This window comes from Nocardioides daejeonensis (assembly GCF_003194585.1).
GTDB classification, from domain to species: Bacteria; Actinomycetota; Actinomycetes; order Propionibacteriales; family Nocardioidaceae; genus Nocardioides; species Nocardioides daejeonensis.
This window is the reverse complement of sequence record NZ_QHKZ01000002.1, coordinates 319,207-338,574: the sequence shown is the minus strand read 5'-3', so window position 1 is coordinate 338,574 and position 19,368 is coordinate 319,207. Positions and strand designations below refer to the sequence as shown.

At 69.7% G+C, this 19,368-nt stretch carries 17 protein-coding genes; 15 read left to right on the top strand and 2 right to left on the bottom strand.

Features of this window, described 5'->3' with window-relative positions; all coding sequences use genetic code 11:
- Positions 1–39: 39 nt before the first annotated feature.
- Both clpX and DNK54_RS06255 read left to right on the top strand, forming a co-directional pair.
- Entirely contained in the window at positions 40–1,308 is a 1,269-nt protein-coding gene (gene clpX / locus DNK54_RS06260) for an ATP-dependent Clp protease ATP-binding subunit ClpX (protein ID WP_110206097.1), read from the top strand.
- A gap of 138 nt (positions 1,309–1,446) precedes the next feature.
- Positions 1,447–2,199 (top strand): hypothetical protein, encoded by a 753-nt coding sequence (locus tag DNK54_RS06255; protein WP_110206096.1) that lies wholly within the window; start codon positions 1,447–1,449, stop codon positions 2,197–2,199.
- Between the two features lie 145 nt (positions 2,200–2,344).
- Here the strand turns inward: DNK54_RS06255 and valS are convergent, their stop codons facing one another.
- Positions 2,345–5,002: a valine--tRNA ligase gene (gene valS, locus DNK54_RS06250; RefSeq protein ID WP_110206095.1), complete on the bottom strand. Its 2,658-nt coding sequence runs from the start codon at positions 5,000–5,002 to the stop codon at positions 2,345–2,347.
- Positions 5,003–5,077: 75 nt separating this feature from the next.
- On the opposite strand from valS, the gene DNK54_RS06245 reads away from it, so the two are divergent.
- The 13 genes from DNK54_RS06245 to rodA all read left to right on the top strand — a co-directional run bounded on the left by DNK54_RS06245 (position 5,078) and on the right by rodA (position 17,466).
- Entirely contained in the window at positions 5,078–6,454 is a 1,377-nt protein-coding gene (locus DNK54_RS06245) for a bifunctional folylpolyglutamate synthase/dihydrofolate synthase (protein WP_110206094.1), read from the top strand.
- Positions 6,451–6,846 carry a DUF4233 domain-containing protein gene (locus DNK54_RS06240; protein ID WP_239459957.1) on the top strand — a complete coding sequence of 132 codons (396 nt, stop codon included), beginning with the start codon at positions 6,451–6,453 and terminating at the stop codon, positions 6,844–6,846. The genes DNK54_RS06245 and DNK54_RS06240 overlap by 4 nt, the downstream gene beginning before the upstream one ends.
- Positions 6,847–6,912: 66 nt before the next feature.
- The gene (locus tag DNK54_RS06235; protein ID WP_110206093.1) at positions 6,913–7,407 is read left to right on the top strand and encodes a hypothetical protein; all 495 of its coding nucleotides are present in this window, start codon (positions 6,913–6,915) and stop codon (positions 7,405–7,407) included.
- A complete protein-coding gene (locus DNK54_RS06230) occupies positions 7,407–7,709 on the top strand; it encodes a hypothetical protein (RefSeq protein ID WP_110206092.1) in 303 nt (100 codons plus the stop codon). Before DNK54_RS06235 ends, DNK54_RS06230 begins: the two co-directional genes overlap by 1 nt.
- On the top strand, positions 7,706–9,475 hold the full coding sequence (locus DNK54_RS06225) for an alpha/beta hydrolase (protein ID WP_110206091.1): 1,770 nt from the start codon (positions 7,706–7,708) through the stop codon (positions 9,473–9,475). The genes DNK54_RS06230 and DNK54_RS06225 overlap by 4 nt, the downstream gene beginning before the upstream one ends.
- Positions 9,472–10,056, top strand: coding sequence for a hypothetical protein (locus DNK54_RS06220; protein WP_110206090.1), 585 nt, complete (start codon positions 9,472–9,474; stop codon positions 10,054–10,056). The genes DNK54_RS06225 and DNK54_RS06220 overlap by 4 nt, the downstream gene beginning before the upstream one ends.
- Before the next feature lie 117 nt (positions 10,057–10,173).
- A complete protein-coding gene (ndk, locus tag DNK54_RS06215; protein ID WP_110206089.1) occupies positions 10,174–10,581 on the top strand; it encodes a nucleoside-diphosphate kinase in 408 nt (135 codons plus the stop codon).
- Positions 10,582–10,634: 53 nt separating this feature from the next.
- Positions 10,635–11,561, top strand: coding sequence for a hypothetical protein (locus DNK54_RS06210; RefSeq protein WP_110206088.1), 927 nt, complete (start codon positions 10,635–10,637; stop codon positions 11,559–11,561).
- A 126-nt stretch (positions 11,562–11,687) separates the two neighbouring features.
- Positions 11,688–12,716 (top strand): rod shape-determining protein, encoded by a 1,029-nt coding sequence (locus tag DNK54_RS06205; RefSeq protein WP_110206087.1) that lies wholly within the window; start codon positions 11,688–11,690, stop codon positions 12,714–12,716.
- Complete coding sequence (gene mreC / locus DNK54_RS06200; protein ID WP_239459956.1) at positions 12,716–13,642, top strand: rod shape-determining protein MreC; 927 nt, start codon at positions 12,716–12,718, stop codon at positions 13,640–13,642. The genes DNK54_RS06205 and mreC overlap by 1 nt, the downstream gene beginning before the upstream one ends.
- Positions 13,639–14,151: a rod shape-determining protein MreD gene (mreD, locus tag DNK54_RS06195; RefSeq protein WP_204164444.1), complete on the top strand. Its 513-nt coding sequence runs from the start codon at positions 13,639–13,641 to the stop codon at positions 14,149–14,151. Before mreC ends, mreD begins: the two co-directional genes overlap by 4 nt.
- A gap of 4 nt (positions 14,152–14,155) precedes the next feature.
- A complete protein-coding gene (gene mrdA, locus DNK54_RS06190) occupies positions 14,156–16,291 on the top strand; it encodes a penicillin-binding protein 2 (RefSeq protein WP_110206086.1) in 2,136 nt (711 codons plus the stop codon).
- Positions 16,288–17,466 (top strand): rod shape-determining protein RodA, encoded by a 1,179-nt coding sequence (rodA, locus tag DNK54_RS06185; RefSeq protein WP_239459955.1) that lies wholly within the window; start codon positions 16,288–16,290, stop codon positions 17,464–17,466. The genes mrdA and rodA overlap by 4 nt, the downstream gene beginning before the upstream one ends.
- A gap of 21 nt (positions 17,467–17,487) precedes the next feature.
- On the opposite strand, the gene DNK54_RS06180 is transcribed toward rodA, so the two are convergent.
- The gene (locus tag DNK54_RS06180; protein WP_204164443.1) at positions 17,488–19,245 is read right to left on the bottom strand and encodes a hydroxysqualene dehydroxylase; all 1,758 of its coding nucleotides are present in this window, start codon (positions 19,243–19,245) and stop codon (positions 17,488–17,490) included.
- Between the last annotated feature and the right edge of the window lie 123 nt (positions 19,246–19,368).

Below are 19,368 nucleotides of genomic sequence, written 5' to 3'. Positions count from 1 at the left end.
TACCGTCAACCGACAAGGTAGTGAGGAAGGAAGACGCCGATGGCACGCATTGGTGACGGGGGCGATCTGCTCAAGTGCTCGTTCTGCGGAAAGAGCCAGAAGCAGGTCAAGAAGTTGATCGCCGGTCCCGGCGTCTACATCTGCGACGAGTGCATCGACCTCTGCAACGAGATCATCGAGGAGGAGCTCTCTGAGCGCTCCGAGGTGGGCCTCGAGGAGCTCCCCAAGCCCAAGGAGATCTTCGAGTTCCTCAACTCCTACGTGATCGGCCAGGAGCAGGCGAAGAAGTCGCTCGCTGTGGCCGTCTACAACCACTACAAGCGTGTGCAGGCGGGCGCGACGCTCGCCAAGGGCCCGGACCACGTCGAGGTGGCGAAGTCCAACATCCTCGTCATCGGCCCGACGGGGTGCGGCAAGACCTACCTCGCCCAGACCCTCGCCAAGATGCTCAACGTGCCGTTCGCCATCGCCGACGCCACCGCACTGACCGAGGCGGGCTACGTGGGTGAGGATGTCGAGAACATCCTGCTCAAGCTGATCCAGGCCGCCGACTACGACGTGAAGAAGGCCGAGACCGGCATCATCTACATCGACGAGATCGACAAGGTGGCCCGCAAGGCCGAGAACCCGTCGATCACCCGCGATGTCTCCGGCGAGGGCGTGCAGCAGGCGCTGCTCAAGATCCTGGAGGGGACCTCGGCGTCGGTGCCGCCTCAGGGTGGGCGCAAGCACCCGCACCAGGAGTTCATCCAGATCGACACCACCAACATCCTCTTCATCGTGGGTGGTGCCTTCGCGGGCCTCGACCACATCATCGAACAGCGGGTCGGCAAGAAGACGCTGGGCTTCACGGCCGAGGTCCGTGGTCAGGCCGAGCGTGACGCCGAGGACCTGCTCTCGCGGGTGCGGCCGGAAGATCTCACCAAGTTCGGCCTCATTCCCGAGTTCATCGGCCGCTTGCCGCTGATCGCCAGCGTGGCGCAGCTCGACCGTGAGGCGCTGGTCCAGATCCTCACCGAGCCCAAGAACGCGCTGGTGAAGCAGTACCAGAAGCTCTTCGACATCGACGGCGTCGAGCTCGAGTTCACCGACGACGCCATCGTCTCCATCGCCGACAAGGCGATGGAGCGGGGCACCGGTGCTCGTGGCCTGCGCGCGATCATCGAGGAGGTGCTGCTCCAGGTGATGTACGACGTCCCCTCCCGCGGCGACATCGCCAAGGTGGTCGTCACCGGCGAGGTCGTGGCCGATGACGTGGCGCCGACCTTGATCCCGCGAGAAGACGCCAAGAAGAAGAAGTCCGCCTGACCCACGGACCGGGACGGCCCGGCCGGTGACAGGTCCAGATAGCCCGTTCGGGTCATTTTTCGCGGTTGGATTCGCTCCTGCCGGGGGAGAGCGGTGATACTGGACCCCATCGCCAACGTTCGGGAGTCGGGGAGAGACATGAAGCAGCAGCAACGCGCGCCCTTGGCGGCGTTCGCGACGCTCGCGCTCGTTGCGGGCACCTTGCTCGTCTCCAACGTGAACACGGCCCAGGCCGAGGATCCCAGTCGGAGCGACGGAGAGATCCTCATCCAGGCTCGTGGCTCCGACCCGGCGACCGTCACCGCGCAGGACCGGCTCCGTGGGCTGCTCGGCGGTCAGCTGCCGGCGATCGTCCCGCACGCCGACTCCTCGGGTGCGGGAGCTGAGGAGAGTGGCCACGCAGGCTCTCCGAACGGCAGTCGGGCGCGCTCCGCCGCGTCCACGTCGGGCAAGCGGTCCGGCAAGGCCAACAAGGCAGGCAAGACCAGCCGTACCTCGCGCGGCAAGGGCAACATGAGCGAGAGCTCGCGCTCATTCGCTGCCAAGCGACGCCAGGATGCCCCGAAGCCCGGCACGGGGCTAGGCAGCGATCGCGACGACCACCGCAACGGCAAGAAGAACGGTTGGGACTCCAAGAAGGGTCACGACCGGAGCCGTTGGGGCGACAACAAGTGGCGTCCACCGGGGCACGACCGCGGCTGGGGCGGCCACGATCACCGCACGCCCCCTGGGCATGACCGAGGCAGCCGGGGCAGTGACCATCGCAAGCCCCCCGGCCACGATCGGGGCAACCGCGACGGTCGGTCCCGAGGCGACCGGTCCTCTCGGCACGACCACGGCAAGCACCGCGGTCACGACCACGGCAAGCACCGGGGCCGCGGCCGCCGCTGAGCGGAGGGAAGCGAAGGGCTCGACGACCGATGGCCGTCGAGCCCTTTACTACGAGGTCCGCCAGCGCGGGGAACGCCGGCTGGCGGAACCTCTAGGAGAGTGGCGGCCCCCAGGGCCGGGCCTCTGCGTGAGGAAGGCCCTCACCTCATGCGTCGGCCTGGACCAGCTCCGCAGTCACGGTGACCTCGGTGGCGTCCTCGCGCTCGGAGAGCACCACGTCGCCCACGATCTTGCCGGCGCGGCGCAGGTCGCCCTCGGCGTCGGCGATCGCCCGCAGTGCGGCCGACGTGCCGCTGAACTCGGCGCGGGCGACCTCCGTCTTCATCGACACCTTGGCCTGAGACTTTGCGCCTCGGATACCGGCCAGTGCGGCCGCGATCGCCTCCAGCCCGGACGGGTCGGTCGCTGCGGCCGAGCCGAGCTCGGTGGCCAGCGGCCACGAGGCGGTGTGCACGGAGCCCTCCTGCCACCACGACCACACCTCCTCGGTGACGTAGGGGAGGAAGGGTGCCAACAGCCGCAGCACGGTGTGCAGAGCGGTGACCAGGGTGGCCCGCGCGGACTCGGTGCGCAGCCCGCCGTTCTCGTCGTACGCGCGCTCCTTGACCAGCTCGAGGTAGTCGTCGCAGAACTCCCAGAAGAACCGCTCGGTGACCTCGAGGGCGGTCGTGTAGTCGTAGGCGTCGAACGCTTCCGTGGCAGCCGTGACGACCTTGGCGAGCCGGCCCATGAGCGCGCAGTCGACCGGGTCGGAGACCGCTGCCGGACTGAGCTCGGTGGCGCCGACGCGGCCCAACACGAAGTTGGAGGCGTTGAGCACCTTCATGGCGAGCCGCCGCCCGACCTTCATCTGGGTCTCGTCGAACGGAGAGTCGAGGCCGGGACGGGCCATGGCAGCGCGCCAGCGGACGGCGTCGGCGCCGAACTTGTCGAGGATCTCGGTCGGCACGACCACGTTGCCCTTGGACTTCGACATCTTCTTGCGGTCGGGGTCGACCACGAAACCCGAGATGAGGGCGTGCGACCAGGGCACCTGGCCGTTCTCGAAGTGCGCGCGCACCACGCGGGAGAAGAGCCAGGTGCGGATGATGTCGTGGGCCTGGGTCGCGAGGTCCATCGGGAAGACCCGCTCGAACAGGTCGTGGTCGCGCTCCCAGCCCCCGGCGATCTGAGGGGTCAGAGAGCTGGTGGCCCACGTGTCCATGACGTCGGGGTCGCCCAGGAAGCCGCCCGGCTTGCCCCGCTGCTCCTCGGTGAAGCCGCGGGGGGCGTCGGTCGACGGGTCGACGGGCAGCTCAGCCTCGGTGGGCAGCAGCGGGTGGTCGTAGTCGGGCTCACCCTCCGCGTCGAGTGGGTACCAGACTGGGAACGGGATGCCGAAGAACCGCTGGCGCGAGATCAGCCAGTCGCCGTTGAGCCCGTTGACCCAGTTGTCATAGCGGTGCTTCATGTACTCCGGCACCCAGGTGATCTGCTCGCCCTCGGCGACGAGATCCTTGCGCAGCCCGGTGTCGCGGCCGCCGTTGCGGATGTACCACTGGCGCGTGGAGACGATCTCGAGCGGCTTGTCGCCCTTCTCGAAGAAGTTCGTCATCCGCTGCGTCGGCTTCGGGTCGCCGTCGAGGTCGCCGCTCTCGCGGAGCTTCGTGACCATCGCCTCACGGGCGCTGAACGCGGTCTTGCCGGCGAGATCGGCGTAGTGCGCGGCAGCAGCCTCGGCGGAGAGCCACTCCGGGGTCTCCCGGGTGAAGCGGCCGTCACGGCCGATGACCGTCCGCACCGGAAGCTGCAGCTCGCGCCACCACTGCACGTCGGTGAGATCGCCGAAGGTGCAGCACATGGCGATGCCGGCGCCCTTGTCCATCTCGGCGGCGGGGTGGGCCAGCACCGGGACCTCGACCCCGAAGATCGGCGAGCTGACGGTGCTGCCGAACAGGTCGGCGTACCGCTCGTCGTCGGGGTGCGCGATGAGTGCGACGACTGACGGGATCAGTTCCGGCCGGGTCGTCTCGATGTAGATCGCGTCTCCGGTGGTCGAGCTCGCCCCCTCGGTGGTCGAGCTCGTCGAGACCCGGTGGAAGGCCACCCGGTGGTAGGCGCCGGCGTACTCGCGCGCCTCCAGCTCGGCCTGAGCGACTGCGGTCTGGAAGGTGACGTCCCAGAGGGTCGGCGCCTCCTGCAGGTAGGCCTCGCCGCGGGCGTAGTTGCGCAGGAAGGCACGCTGGCTGGCGGTCTGGGCATCCTTGCCGATGGTGGTGTAGGTCGTGTCCCAGTCGACCGAGAGGCCCAGCGTGCGCCAGAGCGATTCGAACGCCTTCTCGTCCTCCTCGACGAGCTGTTCGCAGAGCTCGATGAAGTTGGGCCGCGAGATCGGCACCTGCTTCTTCGGGTCCGGCTTCTCCGGCGGGGTGAAGTCGGCCTCGTAGGGCAGGCTCGGGTCGCAGCGCACTCCGAAGTAGTTCTGCACGCGACGCTCGGTGGGCAGGCCGTTGTCGTCCCAGCCCATCGGGTAGAAGACGGACTTGCCGGTCATCCGCTGGTAACGGGCGATCAGGTCCGTGTGGGTGTAGGAGAAGACGTGCCCCACGTGCAGGCTGCCGCTCACCGTCGGCGGAGGCGTGTCGATCGAGTAGATGTTCTCCCGCGGCTGGGTGCGGTCGAAGGCGTACGTCGCCTGCTGCTTCCAGCGCTCGGCCCACTTCTGCTCAAGACCCTCGAGTGCCGGCTTCTCCGGTACGACGACGGTCCGGGCAGGGCCTTGCGTCGTCTCGGCAGCGGTCGGCTCGGTGGGGTTCTCGCTCATGGTCGCATGTTACGTGTGGGACGGGGTGGGCCGACAAACCAGTGGGGTATGTGGGACTCCTAGACTGGGTGGGCCATGAGCGATGACCTGAACGACGGTACGCCGTCGCCCCGACCGGCGCAGACCTTCTCCGAAGCCGAGGACGCGCTCCTCTCCCGGTGGCCGGAGACCCGACTGGAGCCGTCGCTCGACCGGATCCGTGCCTTTGTCGAGCTGCTGGGTGACCCGCAGCGCTCCTATCGGGTGGTGCACCTGACGGGGACGAACGGCAAGACCTCGACCTCACGCATGATCGACACGCTGCTGCGTGCCCTCGACCTGCGCACCGGCCGGTTCACCAGCCCGCACGTGGAGCGGATGACCGAGCGGATCAGCATCGACGGTGAGCCGGTCGACGACGAGGCCTTCGTGCGCGCCTTCAACGACGTGGCGCCGTACACCTGGCTGGTCGATGCCGAGCAGCCTCACCCGCTCTCCTTCTTCGAGACGGTCGTGGGCATGGCGTTCGCGGCCTTCGCCGACGCGCCGGTGGACGTCGCCGTCGTCGAGGTCGGCATGGGCGGTGGCTGGGACGCCACCAACGTCGCGGACGGCGACGTCGCCGTGGTGCTGCCGGTGGCGATGGACCACGCCCAGTACCTGGGTGACGACCTCCGCCTGATCGCGCGCGAGAAGGCGGGCATCATCAAGCCCGGCTCCCGTGTCGTGCTCGCCGAGCAGAGCCCGGAGGTCGCCGCCGTGCTGCTCGAGCGGGTAGTGGAGGTCGGAGCGACGGTGGCTCGCGAAGGTATGGAGTTCGGCGTGGTCGCACGGACCGCGGGCATCGGTGGTCAGGTGGTCAGCATCCAGGGTCTTCATGCTCGCTATGACGACCTTTTCCTCCCGCTGCACGGTGCACACCAGGCCCAGAACGCAGCGGTGGCCCTGGCCTCCGTCGAGGCCCTTCTCGGCGGTGAGCCGCTGGCCGACGACCTGGTCCGGGACGCCTTCGCGCAGTTCACGTCGCCGGGTCGCTTCGAGGTGATCAGGCGCAACCCGACGATCGTCCTCGACGCCGCGCACAACCCGCACGGCGCCGCCGCGACCGCGGCGACGATCGCGGAGGCGTTCTCGTTCTCTCCGCTGATCGGCGTGATCGGCGTGATGGGTGACAAGGACGTCGATGGAGTCCTCGCTGCCTTCGAGCCTGAGCTGACCCACCTCATCTGCACCCGCAACTCCACACCGCGCTCGATGACCGCCGCCGAGCTGGGGCGCCGGGCGGAGGAGATCTACGGGCCGGACAGGGTGACGGTCGTCGACGACCTGGCGGACGCCATCGACCGTGCCGCCACGCTGGCCGAGGCCGGCGAGGCGTACGGCGACGCGCTGGGCTCAGGCGGTGTGCTCGTGACCGGTTCCGTCTACACCGTCGGTGAGGCACGGACGATGCTGAAGCGGAGGATGTCGTGAACGATGCGCCAGCGGAGCTGCCCGCCGAGGCTCGCAAGTCGCCACGGCGCGGCATGTGTGCCGCTGTCCTCGCACTGGAGTCCATCGCGCTCGGGTTGAGCAGCCCGGTGATGATCTTCCTCGGCGATGTGGCGGTCGCGCCTGCGCTGGTGTTGGGCCTGGGCCTGGCGGTGGGGTGCTTCGTCGTGGCGGGGATGCTGCGGGCGGAGTGGGCCTATCACGTCGGTTCTGCGCTCCAGGTCGGTGCGGTCTGCCTCGGCTTCCTGGTGCCCATCATGTTCTTCATCGGCGGCCTCTTCGCGCTCCTGTGGGCGACCGCCTATCTGCTCGGTCGCAAGATCGAGACGGAACGGGCTGCGGCCTGGCACGCCTGGGCGGCGGAGCAGGAGTAGCCCCTCCACACCGGACCGTCTTGGTGCGCCGGTTTGGCGGCGACGCCCGCGGGAGATGAGTCGGACATGGAATTCCGACGCGCTGGGTCCACGGGCGACCCGTTCTGGGAGGCGTTTCGACGGCGGCACCCCGACGTCGACGTGGTCGTGCTGCCGCCCGAGCGCGGCGTGCCGTCGGGGAGCGTCGACGACGTGCTCGCGACGCGTGCCGGGCTGGTCGAGGTCGCCGAGGCGTTGACCGCGGCAGTGCCGGGGCTGGTGGTGCCGGTCGAGCTTCGTCGCGGAGTGCGCCCCGGCGTGGTCGAGAGCGTGGGCCGTGGCTCCGCCCGGGTGGCCGACGGTCCGAGGGTACTCGACGCCCTCGACCTGCTCTTGGCCGGAGCGACGTCGCCGTGGCGGATCCGGCGCACGGCGGGGCCCGTGGCGGTGCTCGACGCCGTACGCGGGCTGCAGGGCTGTCGGATCTCGTGGGGTGAGGCGCACGAGGTGCTGGTGGTCACCTTGACGGGCGGTGCTCTCGATGTCGGGGATGCCGCCGACGAGCTGATCGGAGAGCGCTGATGGCGGTCATTCCTCCGGAGGTCGGCCAGCGCTCCCGGGACTGGGACGATCAGAATCTGGATCTCACCGCCGCCGCCGGCCAGGTCTCCGACAGCGGAACCGGCGGCTTCACCCCGACGGTGCGTACGGCGGCGAAGACGTTCCGCACCGCTTGGCACGGCCACCTCACCACGCTGGCGACGGATGCCGAGTCGCAGGCCGATGGTCTCCGCGAGACGATGACCGACTGGCTGAACACCGACCAGTCGGCCGACGTCCAGCAACGCAGCCTCATCGATCCCTACGTTCAGGAGATCCGATGACCGAGATCAGGTTGCCCACGGAGCCGGTGAAGCTGCCTGAATTCGACTGCGACCCGGCTCTCATCGAGGGGTTCGCCGCGGATCTGCTCGCCGCCTCCGCCCAGGTGGACGACCTCGGCACCTTCGTGGCCGGCAGTGCGCGCGTGCCCACCTGGATCGGCTCCGACGCGGACCAGTACCGCACCGGCATCACCGCTCTCGGCACTCGGGCCGATGCGATGTCGCTGGCGCTGCGCGGCGTCTCGCAGCGTGTGTCGCTGCACGCGACCCGGATGACCACCTACGAGACCACCTACTCCGACCTCAAGGAGCGGAGGCTGCAGCTCAGCATCGCGATCGCCGAGGTCAAGGGACTTGCTGCCACGGCGACCGAGGACCAAGTCGCCGAGATCCAGGGCAAGTGCGACACCCTGAACACGCGGTCGGTCGAGTTCAACACCGACGCCTCCGACTTCGTCACCGACGTCTCCGAGGAGGAGAGCGCGATGGTGGCGGCCTTCGGCGAGATGCAGACGCGGGACCAGGTGATGAAGCGATACGAGGGGGTCCCCGACCCCGCCGACGGCGCACTCGCCTCCAAGCCGGGGCCAGATGCGTCGCCGTCGGCGGTCAACGCGTGGTGGGAGGGACTCACCGAGGAGCAGCGCCAGGCGATCATCGCCGCCTCGCCGGGCTCGATCGGCAACCTCGACGGCATCCCGGCCGCCGATCGCGACGCTGCCAACACCGTTGCGCTGAACCGGGATCTCGCGGCGCTTCGCCTGTTGGAGGAGCGGGGTGTGCTCACCGACTCGGAGAAGGAGCACCTGGTCAACGCCGAGGCCGCAGAGAAGGGGCTGGAGAACATCCGCGAGCAGGTCGATCCGGTCACCGGTGAGCCGATCCTGGCTCAGCTGTACATCTACGACCCACTCGCCTTCGATGGCGATGGCCGAGTGGCGATCGCTGCCGGTGACATCGACACCGCTGACAACGTCTCGGTGGTCGTGCCGGGGCTGACCAACGACGGTGGCAGCATCCCGGGACAAGCCACCAACGCCGCCGATATCTACACGGCAGCCCGCTACGACGACCCGAGCCAGACCAACGCCACCCTCGCCTGGATGGGCTACGACGCACCAGACAGCGTCCCGTGGGAAGGTGACGGCCAGGGCGGCTGGGACTTCGCCGGGGTCGTGAAGGAGGACATGGCCGAACGCGGGGGCGAGCGCCTGGCTGACACGGTCGATGGCATCCGGGCGATCCGTGAGGGCGATCAGCCTCACCTGACCGCTGTCGGGCACAGCTACGGCTCGACCACGACCGGTCACGCCGCCACCGACCACGGCCTCGACGTCGACGACATCGTGCTGGTCGGCAGTCCCGGCCCGGGCGATGCCGCCGAGCACGCGACGGATCTCGGGGTCGGATCCGACCACGTCTGGGTCGGCACGAACAGCCTGGATCCGGTCGGCGGGCTGGGGGACAAGGGCTGGATCAACAAGGGCAACATCGAGCTCGGGCTGGGGCGCGACCCAGCCGAGGACGACTTCGGCGCCATTCGGTTCCAGGCGGAGGCAACGGATCGCGGCACGTCGCTCGACCCGTTCGACGACCACTCCAAGTACTTCGACCCCAACACCGAGTCGTTGCACAACATCGCCGAGATCATCAACGGGCACTACGACGACGTCACGCGCGCCGAGCACAAGTACGACCCCTGGTACGACAGTCCGCGGGACCCGGAGGTCTGGCGCTATCCGACGGCACCGAAGACGGAGCCGTGATCCGGATGCGCCACCGTGCCCTGGTCGCGATACTGACGCTGTGGGCGGTGCTTCTCGCCGCCTGCGGTACGGAGACCGGCGAGGAGGACGGCATGGACGATGCCCGGCGGACCCTGGAGCACCAGCGCACCGACGTACGCCGCGTCGCGGCCGACCTGGCACCGTCGATGGCCGCTGCCGTCGGCGGGACGGTCACGTTCCTGACCGGTCAGTGGTCGGGGTGCGACAGCGTCTTCCCTCAGGGCCACCGCAACTTCCGCTACGGCGTCCGCGGACGGATCGACGCCACGACACCCGGTGCGGCGGGCCTCGATGCGGTCGTCGCCTCCTGGCGGGAGGCCGGGTTGCAGGTCGAGCAGCCGGCTCCGGAGTCGTCGGCTCCGGGGCAGGGGGGCACGCGGAGCGGACCGCTGACCCGCTCGGCCGAGGAGGGTGGGGTTCAGGTGAGCGTGACCGCGTACGCCGACCAGGAGTTCCTGCTGATCGGCTTCCAGGGGCCCTGTGTCGACGTCCCCCGGAGCCAGCGCGAGGAGTGGGAGCAGCGCAAGGAGGGGGAGCCGGACGTTCGGCTGACTCGCTGACGGCTCCTGGCGCTGGGTCAGCCGCGACAGGCACGTGGGAAGCCTCCGCCCCTGGCGCCGGACGCCGGATCGTGCACCGTCCGCCGGTGCGCGCGGGCAGGTCGATACGCTGCTGCCATGACGCAGCGCACCCTTGTGATCCTCAAGCCCGACGCCGTACGCCGGGGCCTGGTCGGCACCCTCCTGGCCCGGTATGAGGCGAAGGGGCTCTCCATCGTCGCGATGGAGCAGCGCACCATCGACGCCGCCAAGGCCGACGAGCACTATGCCGAGCACGTGGAGCGGGACTTCTACCCGCCGCTGCGTGCGTTCGTTACCTCGGGCCCGCTCGTCGTGCTGGTGCTCGAGGGCGACGAGGCGATCGAGGTGGTCCGCGCGCTCAACGGCGCGACCGACGGCCGCAAGGCAGCGCCCGGCACGATCCGAGGCGACTTCTCGCTCTCCAACCGCGAGAACCTGGTGCACGGCTCGGATTCGCCCGAGTCGGCCGAGCGTGAGATCTCCCTCTGGTTCGGCGCTCTCTGACCCGAGCCGCACTGCGGCCGGTCCTGGCGGTCCTGACCGCCGGGACCCTGCTGGTGACCGCGTGCTCTCCGGCAGAGAAGGCCGGCCAGCCCGGCGTGACCTCGGAGCGGTGCCACGGAGTGGTCGCCGACGATGTCGGCGGGCGGGCGCCGACGTACGGGCCCCAGGCGCTGGAGGAGTACGCCGTCGCGCCGGCCGTCTGCGCCGCCTGGTGGGTGGACGCGCTCGAGGATTGGTTCGTCCCGCAGTCCCTGGAGGTGTTGGGCGACCGGGTGCTGGTCGGCGGTTATCGGCGCTCTCGCGATGCTCCGCGCCACCAGCCCTGCCAGATCGTCGGCTTGGACCCGCGTAGCGGCCGTACCCTCGGAGTGCTGCGGCGCTGGGAAGCGCCGGTCTACAGCGATGTGCCGACCTGGTGCCGGCACGCGGGTGGCATGGAGGCGGACGAGCACGGGCTCTGGGTCGTCGAGTCGCAGCGACTCTGGCTGCTGGACCCCGACCGGCTCTTCGACGGCAGCGACCCGGTGCTCCGTGTGTGGTGGTACCGGCCACCGGTCGTCGGCTCCACCCTCGTGATCGACCGTGGCCGGATCGGCCTGGGCCGGTTCCGGATCGACGGACCGGCGCGAATGGCGTGGTTCGGCATCGACGAGCTGCTCGCCCCCGGCGTCACCCGGCTCCCCGAGCCGCGGCGGTGGCAGCGGGTGCCCCAACGGCTGCAGGGCGTGGCGCGGGGCCCGGGCGGCATCTGGTTCAGCAGCAGCGGCACGCACTGTGCCGAGCTGCATGCGCCGGACGGCCGCCGGCTCGCCTTCGTCCCCGGGGCCGAGGATCTGGAGTTCGTCGGCCCCGATCTCTGGACGGTGAGCGAGTCGGGGGCGCGCTACTACCTCGATCCGCACGAGCGCACCGTGCCGGCGGTCCTGCGGCTGGACGCGTCGGCAGTGCTCGCCGGACCGGAGCATCGTTGCGGCTGGTAGGAGTCCGGCCGGCGCCCCGGGCGTGTCCTACCGAATCCTCGCTCCGCCGCTTCTAACCTCGTGGTGGTGCGGTCCGTCCGCGGTGCCGCACACTTCCCCCACCACGTACGAGCAAGGGCTCACCCCATGGCGAACAGCTTCATCGGTCGCGACATGGCCGTTGACCTCGGCACGGCCAACACGCTGGTCTACGTCCGAGGCCGCGGAGTGCTGCTCGACGAACCCTCGGTCGTCGCCATGAACGCCGGCACCGGCGAGGTGCTGGCCGTCGGTCACGAGGCGAAGCGGATGATCGGGCGCACCCCCGACAACATCACCGCGCTGCGGCCGCTCAAGGACGGGGTGATCGCCGACTTCGACGGCTGTGAGCAGATGCTGCGTCACTTCATCCGGCAGGTGCACCGACGTCGCTACCTGGCCAAGCCGCGGCTGGTGGTCTGCGTGCCCAGCGGGATCACACCGGTCGAGCAGCGTGCGGTGAAGGAGGCCGGCTACCAGGCCGGCGCCCGCCGCGTCTACATCGTCGAGGAGCCGATGGCGGCCGCGATCGGGGCCGGCCTGCCCGTGCACGAGGCCACCGGCAACATGGTCGTCGACGTCGGCGGCGGCACGACCGAGGTCGCGGTGATCTCGCTCGGCGGCATCGTCACCTCGCTGTCGATCCGCACCGCAGGCGACGACCTCGACCAGGCCGTCATCGCGTGGATGAAGAAGACCTACTCCCTGCTGCTGGGGGAGCGCACGGCCGAGGAGATCAAGATGTCCCTCGGGTCTGCCTTCCCGCTGGCCAAGGAGGTCGAGGCGGAGGTGCGGGGCCGCGACATGGTCTCCGGACTGCCGCGCACCGTGATGGTCTCCAGCGCCGAGGTGCGCCAAGCGTTGGAGGAGCCGCTGCACAACATCGTCGACGCGGTGCGGCACACGCTCGACCAGACGCCGCCGGAGCTCGCCGGCGACATCATGGACCGCGGCATCGTGCTCACCGGTGGCGGCGCACTGCTGCGCGGCCTCGACGAGCGGATCCGGCACGAGACCGGCATGCCGGTGCACATCGCCGACGACCCGCTGTCGTCGGTCGCGTTGGGAGCCGGTCGGTGCGTCGAGGAGTTCGACGCCCTCCAGCAGGTGCTCGTCTCCGACCACCGGCGGTTCTGATGGGCTGGGACTCGCTGGGACGCGAGCGCCGGATGCGGCGGGAGCCGGGTGAGGACCGCAACCGCGCTTCCGGCCCCCTGCTCGTCGCGCTGCTGCTCGCCTGCGCCACCGTGATGACGCTCGACCATGTGGGCGGCGACGACTCGCCCCTCGAAGGGCCACGGCGCGTGGTGGGCGAGGTGCTCGGGCCGGTCGAGTCGGTCGCCAACCAAGCGGTAGAGCCGCTGACCGTGATCCCCGACTACTTCCGTACCCGCACCTCGCTACGTGACGATGTGGAGCGCCTGGAGAAGGAGAACGCCGCGCTCCTGGCCGAGAACCGCACCGCCGGACTCGACCGGAACCGCCTCGCGGAGTACGACGACCTGGCGACGAGCGCGGCCGACGCGGGCCGACGGCTGGTTCCGGCTCGGGTGATCGCGATCGGTCCACGCCAGTCCTTCAGCCGCACCGTCACCATCGACGCCGGCAGCAGCGCCGGCATCACCCCCGACCTCACCGTGGTCAACCGCGACGGACTGGTGGGGCGCGTGCTGCGCGTCACCCGCACCACGGCGACGGTGCTGCTGGTGGCAGACGAGCAGTCCGTGGTCGGCTCGCGGGTCACCTCGAGCATGGAGATCGGTTTCCTCAAGGGCACCGGCGAGATCGGTGACGACGGCACCCTCGAGCTCGACCTCGTCGACGCTGCGGCGCAGGTCGTCGCCGGTGACGTCGTCACCACCTGGGGCAGTCAGGGTGCTGGTCCCTATGTCGCCGGCGTCCCGGTCGGCACGGTGGTCTCGGTGAGCAGCAGTCCCCGTGAGACCAGTAGGCGCGCGCTCGTGCGACCCTTCGTCGACTTCACCTCCCTCGACCTGGTCGGGGTCGTCGTCAAGGGAGGCACCCGCTCGGACCGCGGCGTACTGCAGGCGGAGAAGAAGTGACCGCCACCCGCAACCTGATCCTCGCCGCGCTCGTCGCGGTGGCTCTGGTGCTCCAGGTGAGCGTCTTCTCCCACCTGGCGTGGGAAGGCGTGGTGCCGAACCTGGCACTTCTGGTGGTCGTAGCCGGAGGGCTCGTGCACGGTGCGCAGTTCGGCGCGGTGCTCGGCTTCGCTGCCGGGCTGCTGGCCGACCTCGCCCCGCCTGCCGACCACGTCGCCGGCCGATGGGCCCTGGCCCTGCTCGTTGCCGGGTACGTCGCCGGGCGCGCCCGGCAGGATGTCCGGCCGACCTGGGGCTCGGTCATGCTGACCGTGCTCGCCTGCTCCTTCGTGGGCTCCTCGGTCTTCGCGCTCTCGGGCCTGGTGCTGCGCGACGCCGCCGTGCCGGTCCTGGAGATGCTGCAGGTGATCGGAGTCGGCATGGCCTGGGACGTGTTGGTGGCGAGCATCGCCGTACCGGCCTTGGTGGTGCTCCTGCATCGCCTCAGTCCGGCGCGGGCTGCGTGGTGATCCGATGCCGACCCTGAACGGCGTACGGCGAAGCCGGATGCGCCTCATCGTCATCCAGTGCCTGGTGCTCAGCCTCTTCGGAACGCTCTTCGCACGTCTCTGGTACCTCCAGGTCGCGGGTGGGGAGGCCTACCAGGCTCGGGCTGCCTCCCAGTCGGTACGGGAGATCGTGCTGCAACCCGACCGGGGCCTGATCGTCGACGCCCAGGGCCGCCCCCTGGTCGCCAACCGCAGCTCCTGGGTGGTCTCGGTCGACCGGACCACCCTCGGCAAGCTCCCCGACGACGAGGCGGACACGCTGCTGCGACGACTGTCGCGTGCCGTCGAGGTGAAGCCGAAGCGGATCCGGGCGATGCTGCTCGACTGCGGCCGCACCGGCAGCGTCGCCGGAACCTGCTGGAACGGCTCGCCCTACCAGCCGGTGCCGATCGCCGACGACGTCGACCAGGACGTTGCGCTGCGGATCCTGGAGCAGGCCGAGGACTATCCGGCGGTCGTCGCCCAACAGCAGTCGCTGCGCACCTACCCGCGTCCGTTCGGGGTCAACGCGGCGCATCTGCTCGGCTACCTCAGCCCCATCACCGAAGGGGAGATGGAGGCCGCCGAGGCGGAGAAGGACACGTCGGTCAACGGAGCATCCCGGGTGGGCCGCGCCGGCGTCGAGAAGGAGTACGACGCCTGGCTGCGCGGCATGCCCGGCTACCAGCGGGTCGAGGTCGACTCGATGGGCCGGGTCCTGCGCGAGCACAGCGTCGACAGCGGCCGGCCCGGCGACACCCTCGTCACCTCGCTCGACGCGAAGGTGCAGTCGGTCGTGGAGAAGCAGCTCGCCGAGACGATCAAGACCGCCCGGGCCACCCGCGACACCGTGACCGGACGCAACTACGTCGCCGACTCGGGCGCCGCCGTCGTGCTCGAGGCGCAGACCGGGCGCGTGGTGGCGATGGCGAGCCAGCCGACCTACGACCCCGACGTGTGGGTGGGGGGCATCAGCTCCAGCGAGCTGGCGCGGCTCTACTCCGCCAAGGCAGGCACGCCACTGCTCTCGCGGGCCAGCCAGGGACAGTTCGCCCCCGGCTCCACCTGGAAGCCGGTGATGACCGCCGGTGCGCTGACGCACGGCTACACGCCCGACACCCGCCTGGCCTGCTCGTCGTCGTTCCAGGTCGGCAACCGGGCCTTCAAGAACTATGAGTCCGGCGCCTACGGGATGATCGGCTTCGACAAGGCCCTCGAAGTCTCGTGCAACACGTTCTTCTACCGGATCGGCTATGACTTCTGGCGCCGCCTCGGCTCCGACGTCAGCGACGTCCACGCCCAGGACCCGCTGGTCGCCGAGGCCAAGATGTTCGGCTTCGGCAAGAAGACCGGCATCGACCTCCCCGGCGAGGCCGCCGGTCGGATCGCCGACCGCAAGTGGAAGCGCGCCTACTACGAGTCGCAGAAGGACTACTACTGCGGCGTTGCCGATGACCCGCCTGCCGATGCGAGCGACTTCCTGCGCCGCTTCGCCCGTGAGTTCTGCGTCGAGGGCTTCGCCTACCGCGCAGGAGACGCCGTCAACTTCGCGATCGGCCAGGGAGACACCATCGTCACGCCGCTCCAGCTCGCGCGGGCCTACGCGGCCTTCGTCAACGGCGGCGTGCTCTACGAGCCCCGGATCGGCAAGGCGATCGTGGATCCCGACGGCAAGGTCGTCAAGCGGATCCCGCCGAAGAAGCAGGCCCGGGTCAAGGTCCCGGCCTCGGTGCTGACCTACATCGACAACGCGCTCAAGGGCGTCACCCGGCAGGGCACGATGTCATGGCGGATGGGAGGCTTCCCGCTCGATCAGGTGCAGGTGCGCTCGAAGACCGGATCGGCCGAGGTCTACGGCAAGCAGTCGACCTCCTGGGTCGCCTCCTACAGCGACGACTACGTCGTGGTGATGATGGTCAGCCAGGGCGGCACCGGCTCCGGCACCTCGGGTCCGGCGATCCGGGCGATCTGGGAGGCGCTCTACGGCATCGAGGGCGAGCAGGTGCGCCCCGTGAAGGCAGCGATCCCCGGCGTGGTCGCCGGCAAGGAGCTTCCGGTCTTCGCACCGGACGGCGCCATCCTCCCGCCGGTCCGCAACGAGCGTGACGGAGCGGAGCGGTGAGCCGGGTCAGCCAGCTGGCGCGACGCCGTACGCCGGGGCTCGACTGGATCCTGATGGCCGCCACCGGCGCCCTGTTGGTGCTGGGCACGCTGCTCGTCTGGTCGGCGACGGCGAACCGCGACCTGCTGACCGGAGGCGACAGCACGGCGTTCCTCAAGAAGCACCTGGTCAACGTGGCGATCGGGCTGGTGCTGATGGTGCTGGTGCTGGCCACCGACCATCGCTGGCTCCGGCTGCTCACGCCGGTGCTCTACCTGGCCTCTGCCGCGGGGCTGGTGCTGGTGCTGGTGATGGGCTCGACCATCAACGGCTCCCGCTCCTGGCTGATGGTCGGCGGGATGTCGATCCAACCGTCGGAGTTCGCCAAGCTCGCGGTGGTGGCCGGGATGGCGCTGTGGGCGGCCGAACGCACCGAGTGGGGCCGGCGTACGGGTGTCCTCGACGTCATCGGGATGCTCGCGATCGCCGCGGTGCCCGGTGCGCTGATCATGCTCCAGCCCGACCTCGGCACCATGCTGGTGCTCTCCGCGACGGTCTTCGGAGTGTTGGCGGTTGCCGGTGTCCAGCGGCGTTGGCTCGGTGGCTTGGCGCTCGGGGGAGTGGTGGCCGCGACAGCGGCGGTGCTCGGTGGCTTCCTCAAGGAGTACCAGATCGACCGGTTCATGGCTTTCACGAACCCGGATCTCGACCCGGCTGGAGCCGGCTACAACACGGTGCAGGCCCGGATCGCCGTCGGCAACGGTGGGATCTTCGGCCAGCACCTCTTCTCCGGGTCGCAGACCCGCTCCGGGTTCGTGCCCGAGCAGCAGACGGACTTCATCTTCACCGTGGCGGGGGAGGAGCTCGGCCTGGTCGGTGCCGGCTTGCTGGTCCTGCTGCTGGGACTCGTGGTCTGGCGGGCGCTGGCGATCGCGGCCAACGCACAGGACATGTTCGGTCGCGTGGCGGCGTCCGGCATCGCCTGCTGGCTGGGCTTCCAAGCGTTCCAGAACATCGGCATGTGCCTGGGCATCATGCCGGTGACCGGCGTCCCGCTCCCGCTCGTGTCGTACGGCGGCTCCTCGATGTTCGCCGTCTTGCTCGCCGTCGGTCTGCTGCAGAACATCCACCTGCGATCCAGCTCGGGAGTGCCCGGGACTTTCACCGAGCCGACCCGGCACCTCGTCTCCCGCTAGGGCCCTAGGCACGTCACCCGGTCAGAGCAGCGGGAGGTCCAAGGCGTTGGGCAGGCCCGCGCGGTAGAGCTGCCGGTCGATCGCCTTGAGCGGCTCGAACTCCGGCGGGTTGTAGAGGGTGAAGGTCTGCACCCGTTCCGCCTTCGACCCGTGCTCCTCCAGGATGCCGTTGACGGCGGCCCGTGCGGACTCGTTGGCCCCCTCCATGGTGGCGAGGTCGATGTCGGTGCGGACGAAGTCGCCCGACATGAAGAGGTTCGGGATCTCGGTGACGGCCTCCGGGCGGTGCTGCCAGGAGCCGACGGTGTTGATCAGGAGCGGCGTCGCGTTGCTGTTGCGACGGGTGCGCGGGTTCCACTTCACCCCTGGGTCGAGGAACCAGGAGTGGAAGATCCGGTCGGGGAGCTTCGCGCCGGCGGTGTCGTGGGCACGGATCTGCGCCAGGGTCTCGGTGGCGATCTGCTGCGGGGTGCACCGCTTGGCGGGCTTGCCGTAGACGATGCCGGGGGCATCCCAGTTGGAGATGTCTACCGACAGGATGTCCTTGACCTTGCCGTCGCCGTAGTCCTTCGGCAGGTTCCGTCCGCCCCAGAACTGTGCCTGAGTGAGGGCGGTCAGCGCCCACGGCGCGTCGATGAAGCTGATGTGGCCGTGCGCCAGGTCGACGCGCTCGGTGAGGAAGTACTGGATGCCCACCATCCAGTCGGGGCGCAGCTTGTCGAGATGGCGCAGCGACGGCGCACGCTTCAGCACTGGAGCGGTCAGGGTCTCCCGGGCCCGCTCCACCGGCATGGCGCTGACGAACCAGTCGGCCTCGACGCGCTTGCGCTTGCCGGACGCGCTGCGCAGCACTGCGGCCTCGATGCGGCCTCCCTTGACGACGTACCGCTCCAGGGCCTGCCCGCGGACGAACCGGACGCCGAGCTGGCGCAGGTGCTTCATCCATGGGTTGATCCAGGCCTCGTTGGTCGGCAGGTCGAGCACGCGGTCGAGCTCCCCGTCGTTGCCGCGGTTGAGCATGTTGAGGACGAACGCCTCGCCCATGTTCCCGATCGTGCGGGTGCTGGCGAGGTCGGCGCGCGCCGCGACCAGGCTGCCGGTCAGGCCGGAGGCGAGCACCGTCTGGTACTCCTTCGACCGCGTGGAGGCGCCGATGAAGTCCCACCAGCTGCGGTGCTCCCATTGGCCCATCCGGCGCTCGTCGCAGCTGGTCAGGAAGACCAGGAGGCGCTCGACGAACCAGACGAGCTCATGGGGAGGCACCGTCGATCCGCGGAGGGTGTCCATCAGGTAGCGCCGCAAGCCCTCCGGGGTGAGCAGCTGCTCCGGGTCCGGACCGATGCCGAAGACGAAGCCGTCGGCGCGGCCGTTGGCGCGCAGGAACTTGCCGGTCGTGGCGGCCGCCAGATGGTCGCCGACCGTTCCCTTGCCGAAGGGGATCCGCCGCATCGAGTTCGGGACGTGGTGGTAGAAGCCGGGAAAGAAGCGGAAACCGTGTTCGCCGGGGAGGTTGCGGCGTCCTCCGCGGGCGGTGCCGGGCACCGGGATGCTCCGGGCCTTGCCGCCCCAGGCACTGGGTTCGAAGACGGTCACCCGGTAGCCGCGCTCGATCAGCTCGTGGGCCGCGGTGAGGCCGGCCATGCCGCCTCCCAGTACGACGGCCTTGCGGCCCGGCCGGCGTGCGAACGCAGGAGCGGCGGTCAGCGCCAGGCCGGCTGCGGCACTGCTGCCGAGCACCGCTCGACGGGAGAGGTGGGGAGGGACGGGTGCATTGCTCACGTGGCTTCCTCGCGTGCTCGCCGACAAAGTCACTGTGACAACGATGCTGTCATGGTTTGGGTTATGGATGTGTTGGGCGGTGCTTCGGTTCCGCAACACCGCGCCGTGCGACGTACCCTTTCC

Bases quoted from the DNA above. Each gene is read 5' to 3' on its own strand.
- clpX (WP_110206097.1), top strand. From the start codon at position 40: ATGGCACGCATTGGTGACGGGGGCGATCTGCTCAAGTGCTCGTTCTGC.
- DNK54_RS06255 (WP_110206096.1), top strand. From the start codon at position 1,447: ATGAAGCAGCAGCAACGCGCGCCCTTGGCGGCGTTCGCGACGCTCGCG.
- valS (WP_110206095.1), bottom strand. From the start codon at position 5,002: ATGAGCGAGAACCCCACCGAGCCGACCGCTGCCGAGACGACGCAAGGC.
- DNK54_RS06245 (WP_110206094.1), top strand. From the start codon at position 5,078: ATGAGCGATGACCTGAACGACGGTACGCCGTCGCCCCGACCGGCGCAG.
- DNK54_RS06235 (WP_110206093.1), top strand. From the start codon at position 6,913: ATGGAATTCCGACGCGCTGGGTCCACGGGCGACCCGTTCTGGGAGGCG.
- DNK54_RS06230 (WP_110206092.1), top strand. From the start codon at position 7,407: ATGGCGGTCATTCCTCCGGAGGTCGGCCAGCGCTCCCGGGACTGGGAC.
- DNK54_RS06225 (WP_110206091.1), top strand. From the start codon at position 7,706: ATGACCGAGATCAGGTTGCCCACGGAGCCGGTGAAGCTGCCTGAATTC.
- ndk (WP_110206089.1), top strand. From the start codon at position 10,174: ATGACGCAGCGCACCCTTGTGATCCTCAAGCCCGACGCCGTACGCCGG.
- DNK54_RS06205 (WP_110206087.1), top strand. From the start codon at position 11,688: ATGGCGAACAGCTTCATCGGTCGCGACATGGCCGTTGACCTCGGCACG.
- mreC (WP_239459956.1), top strand. From the start codon at position 12,716: ATGGGCTGGGACTCGCTGGGACGCGAGCGCCGGATGCGGCGGGAGCCG.
- mrdA (WP_110206086.1), top strand. From the start codon at position 14,156: ATGCCGACCCTGAACGGCGTACGGCGAAGCCGGATGCGCCTCATCGTC.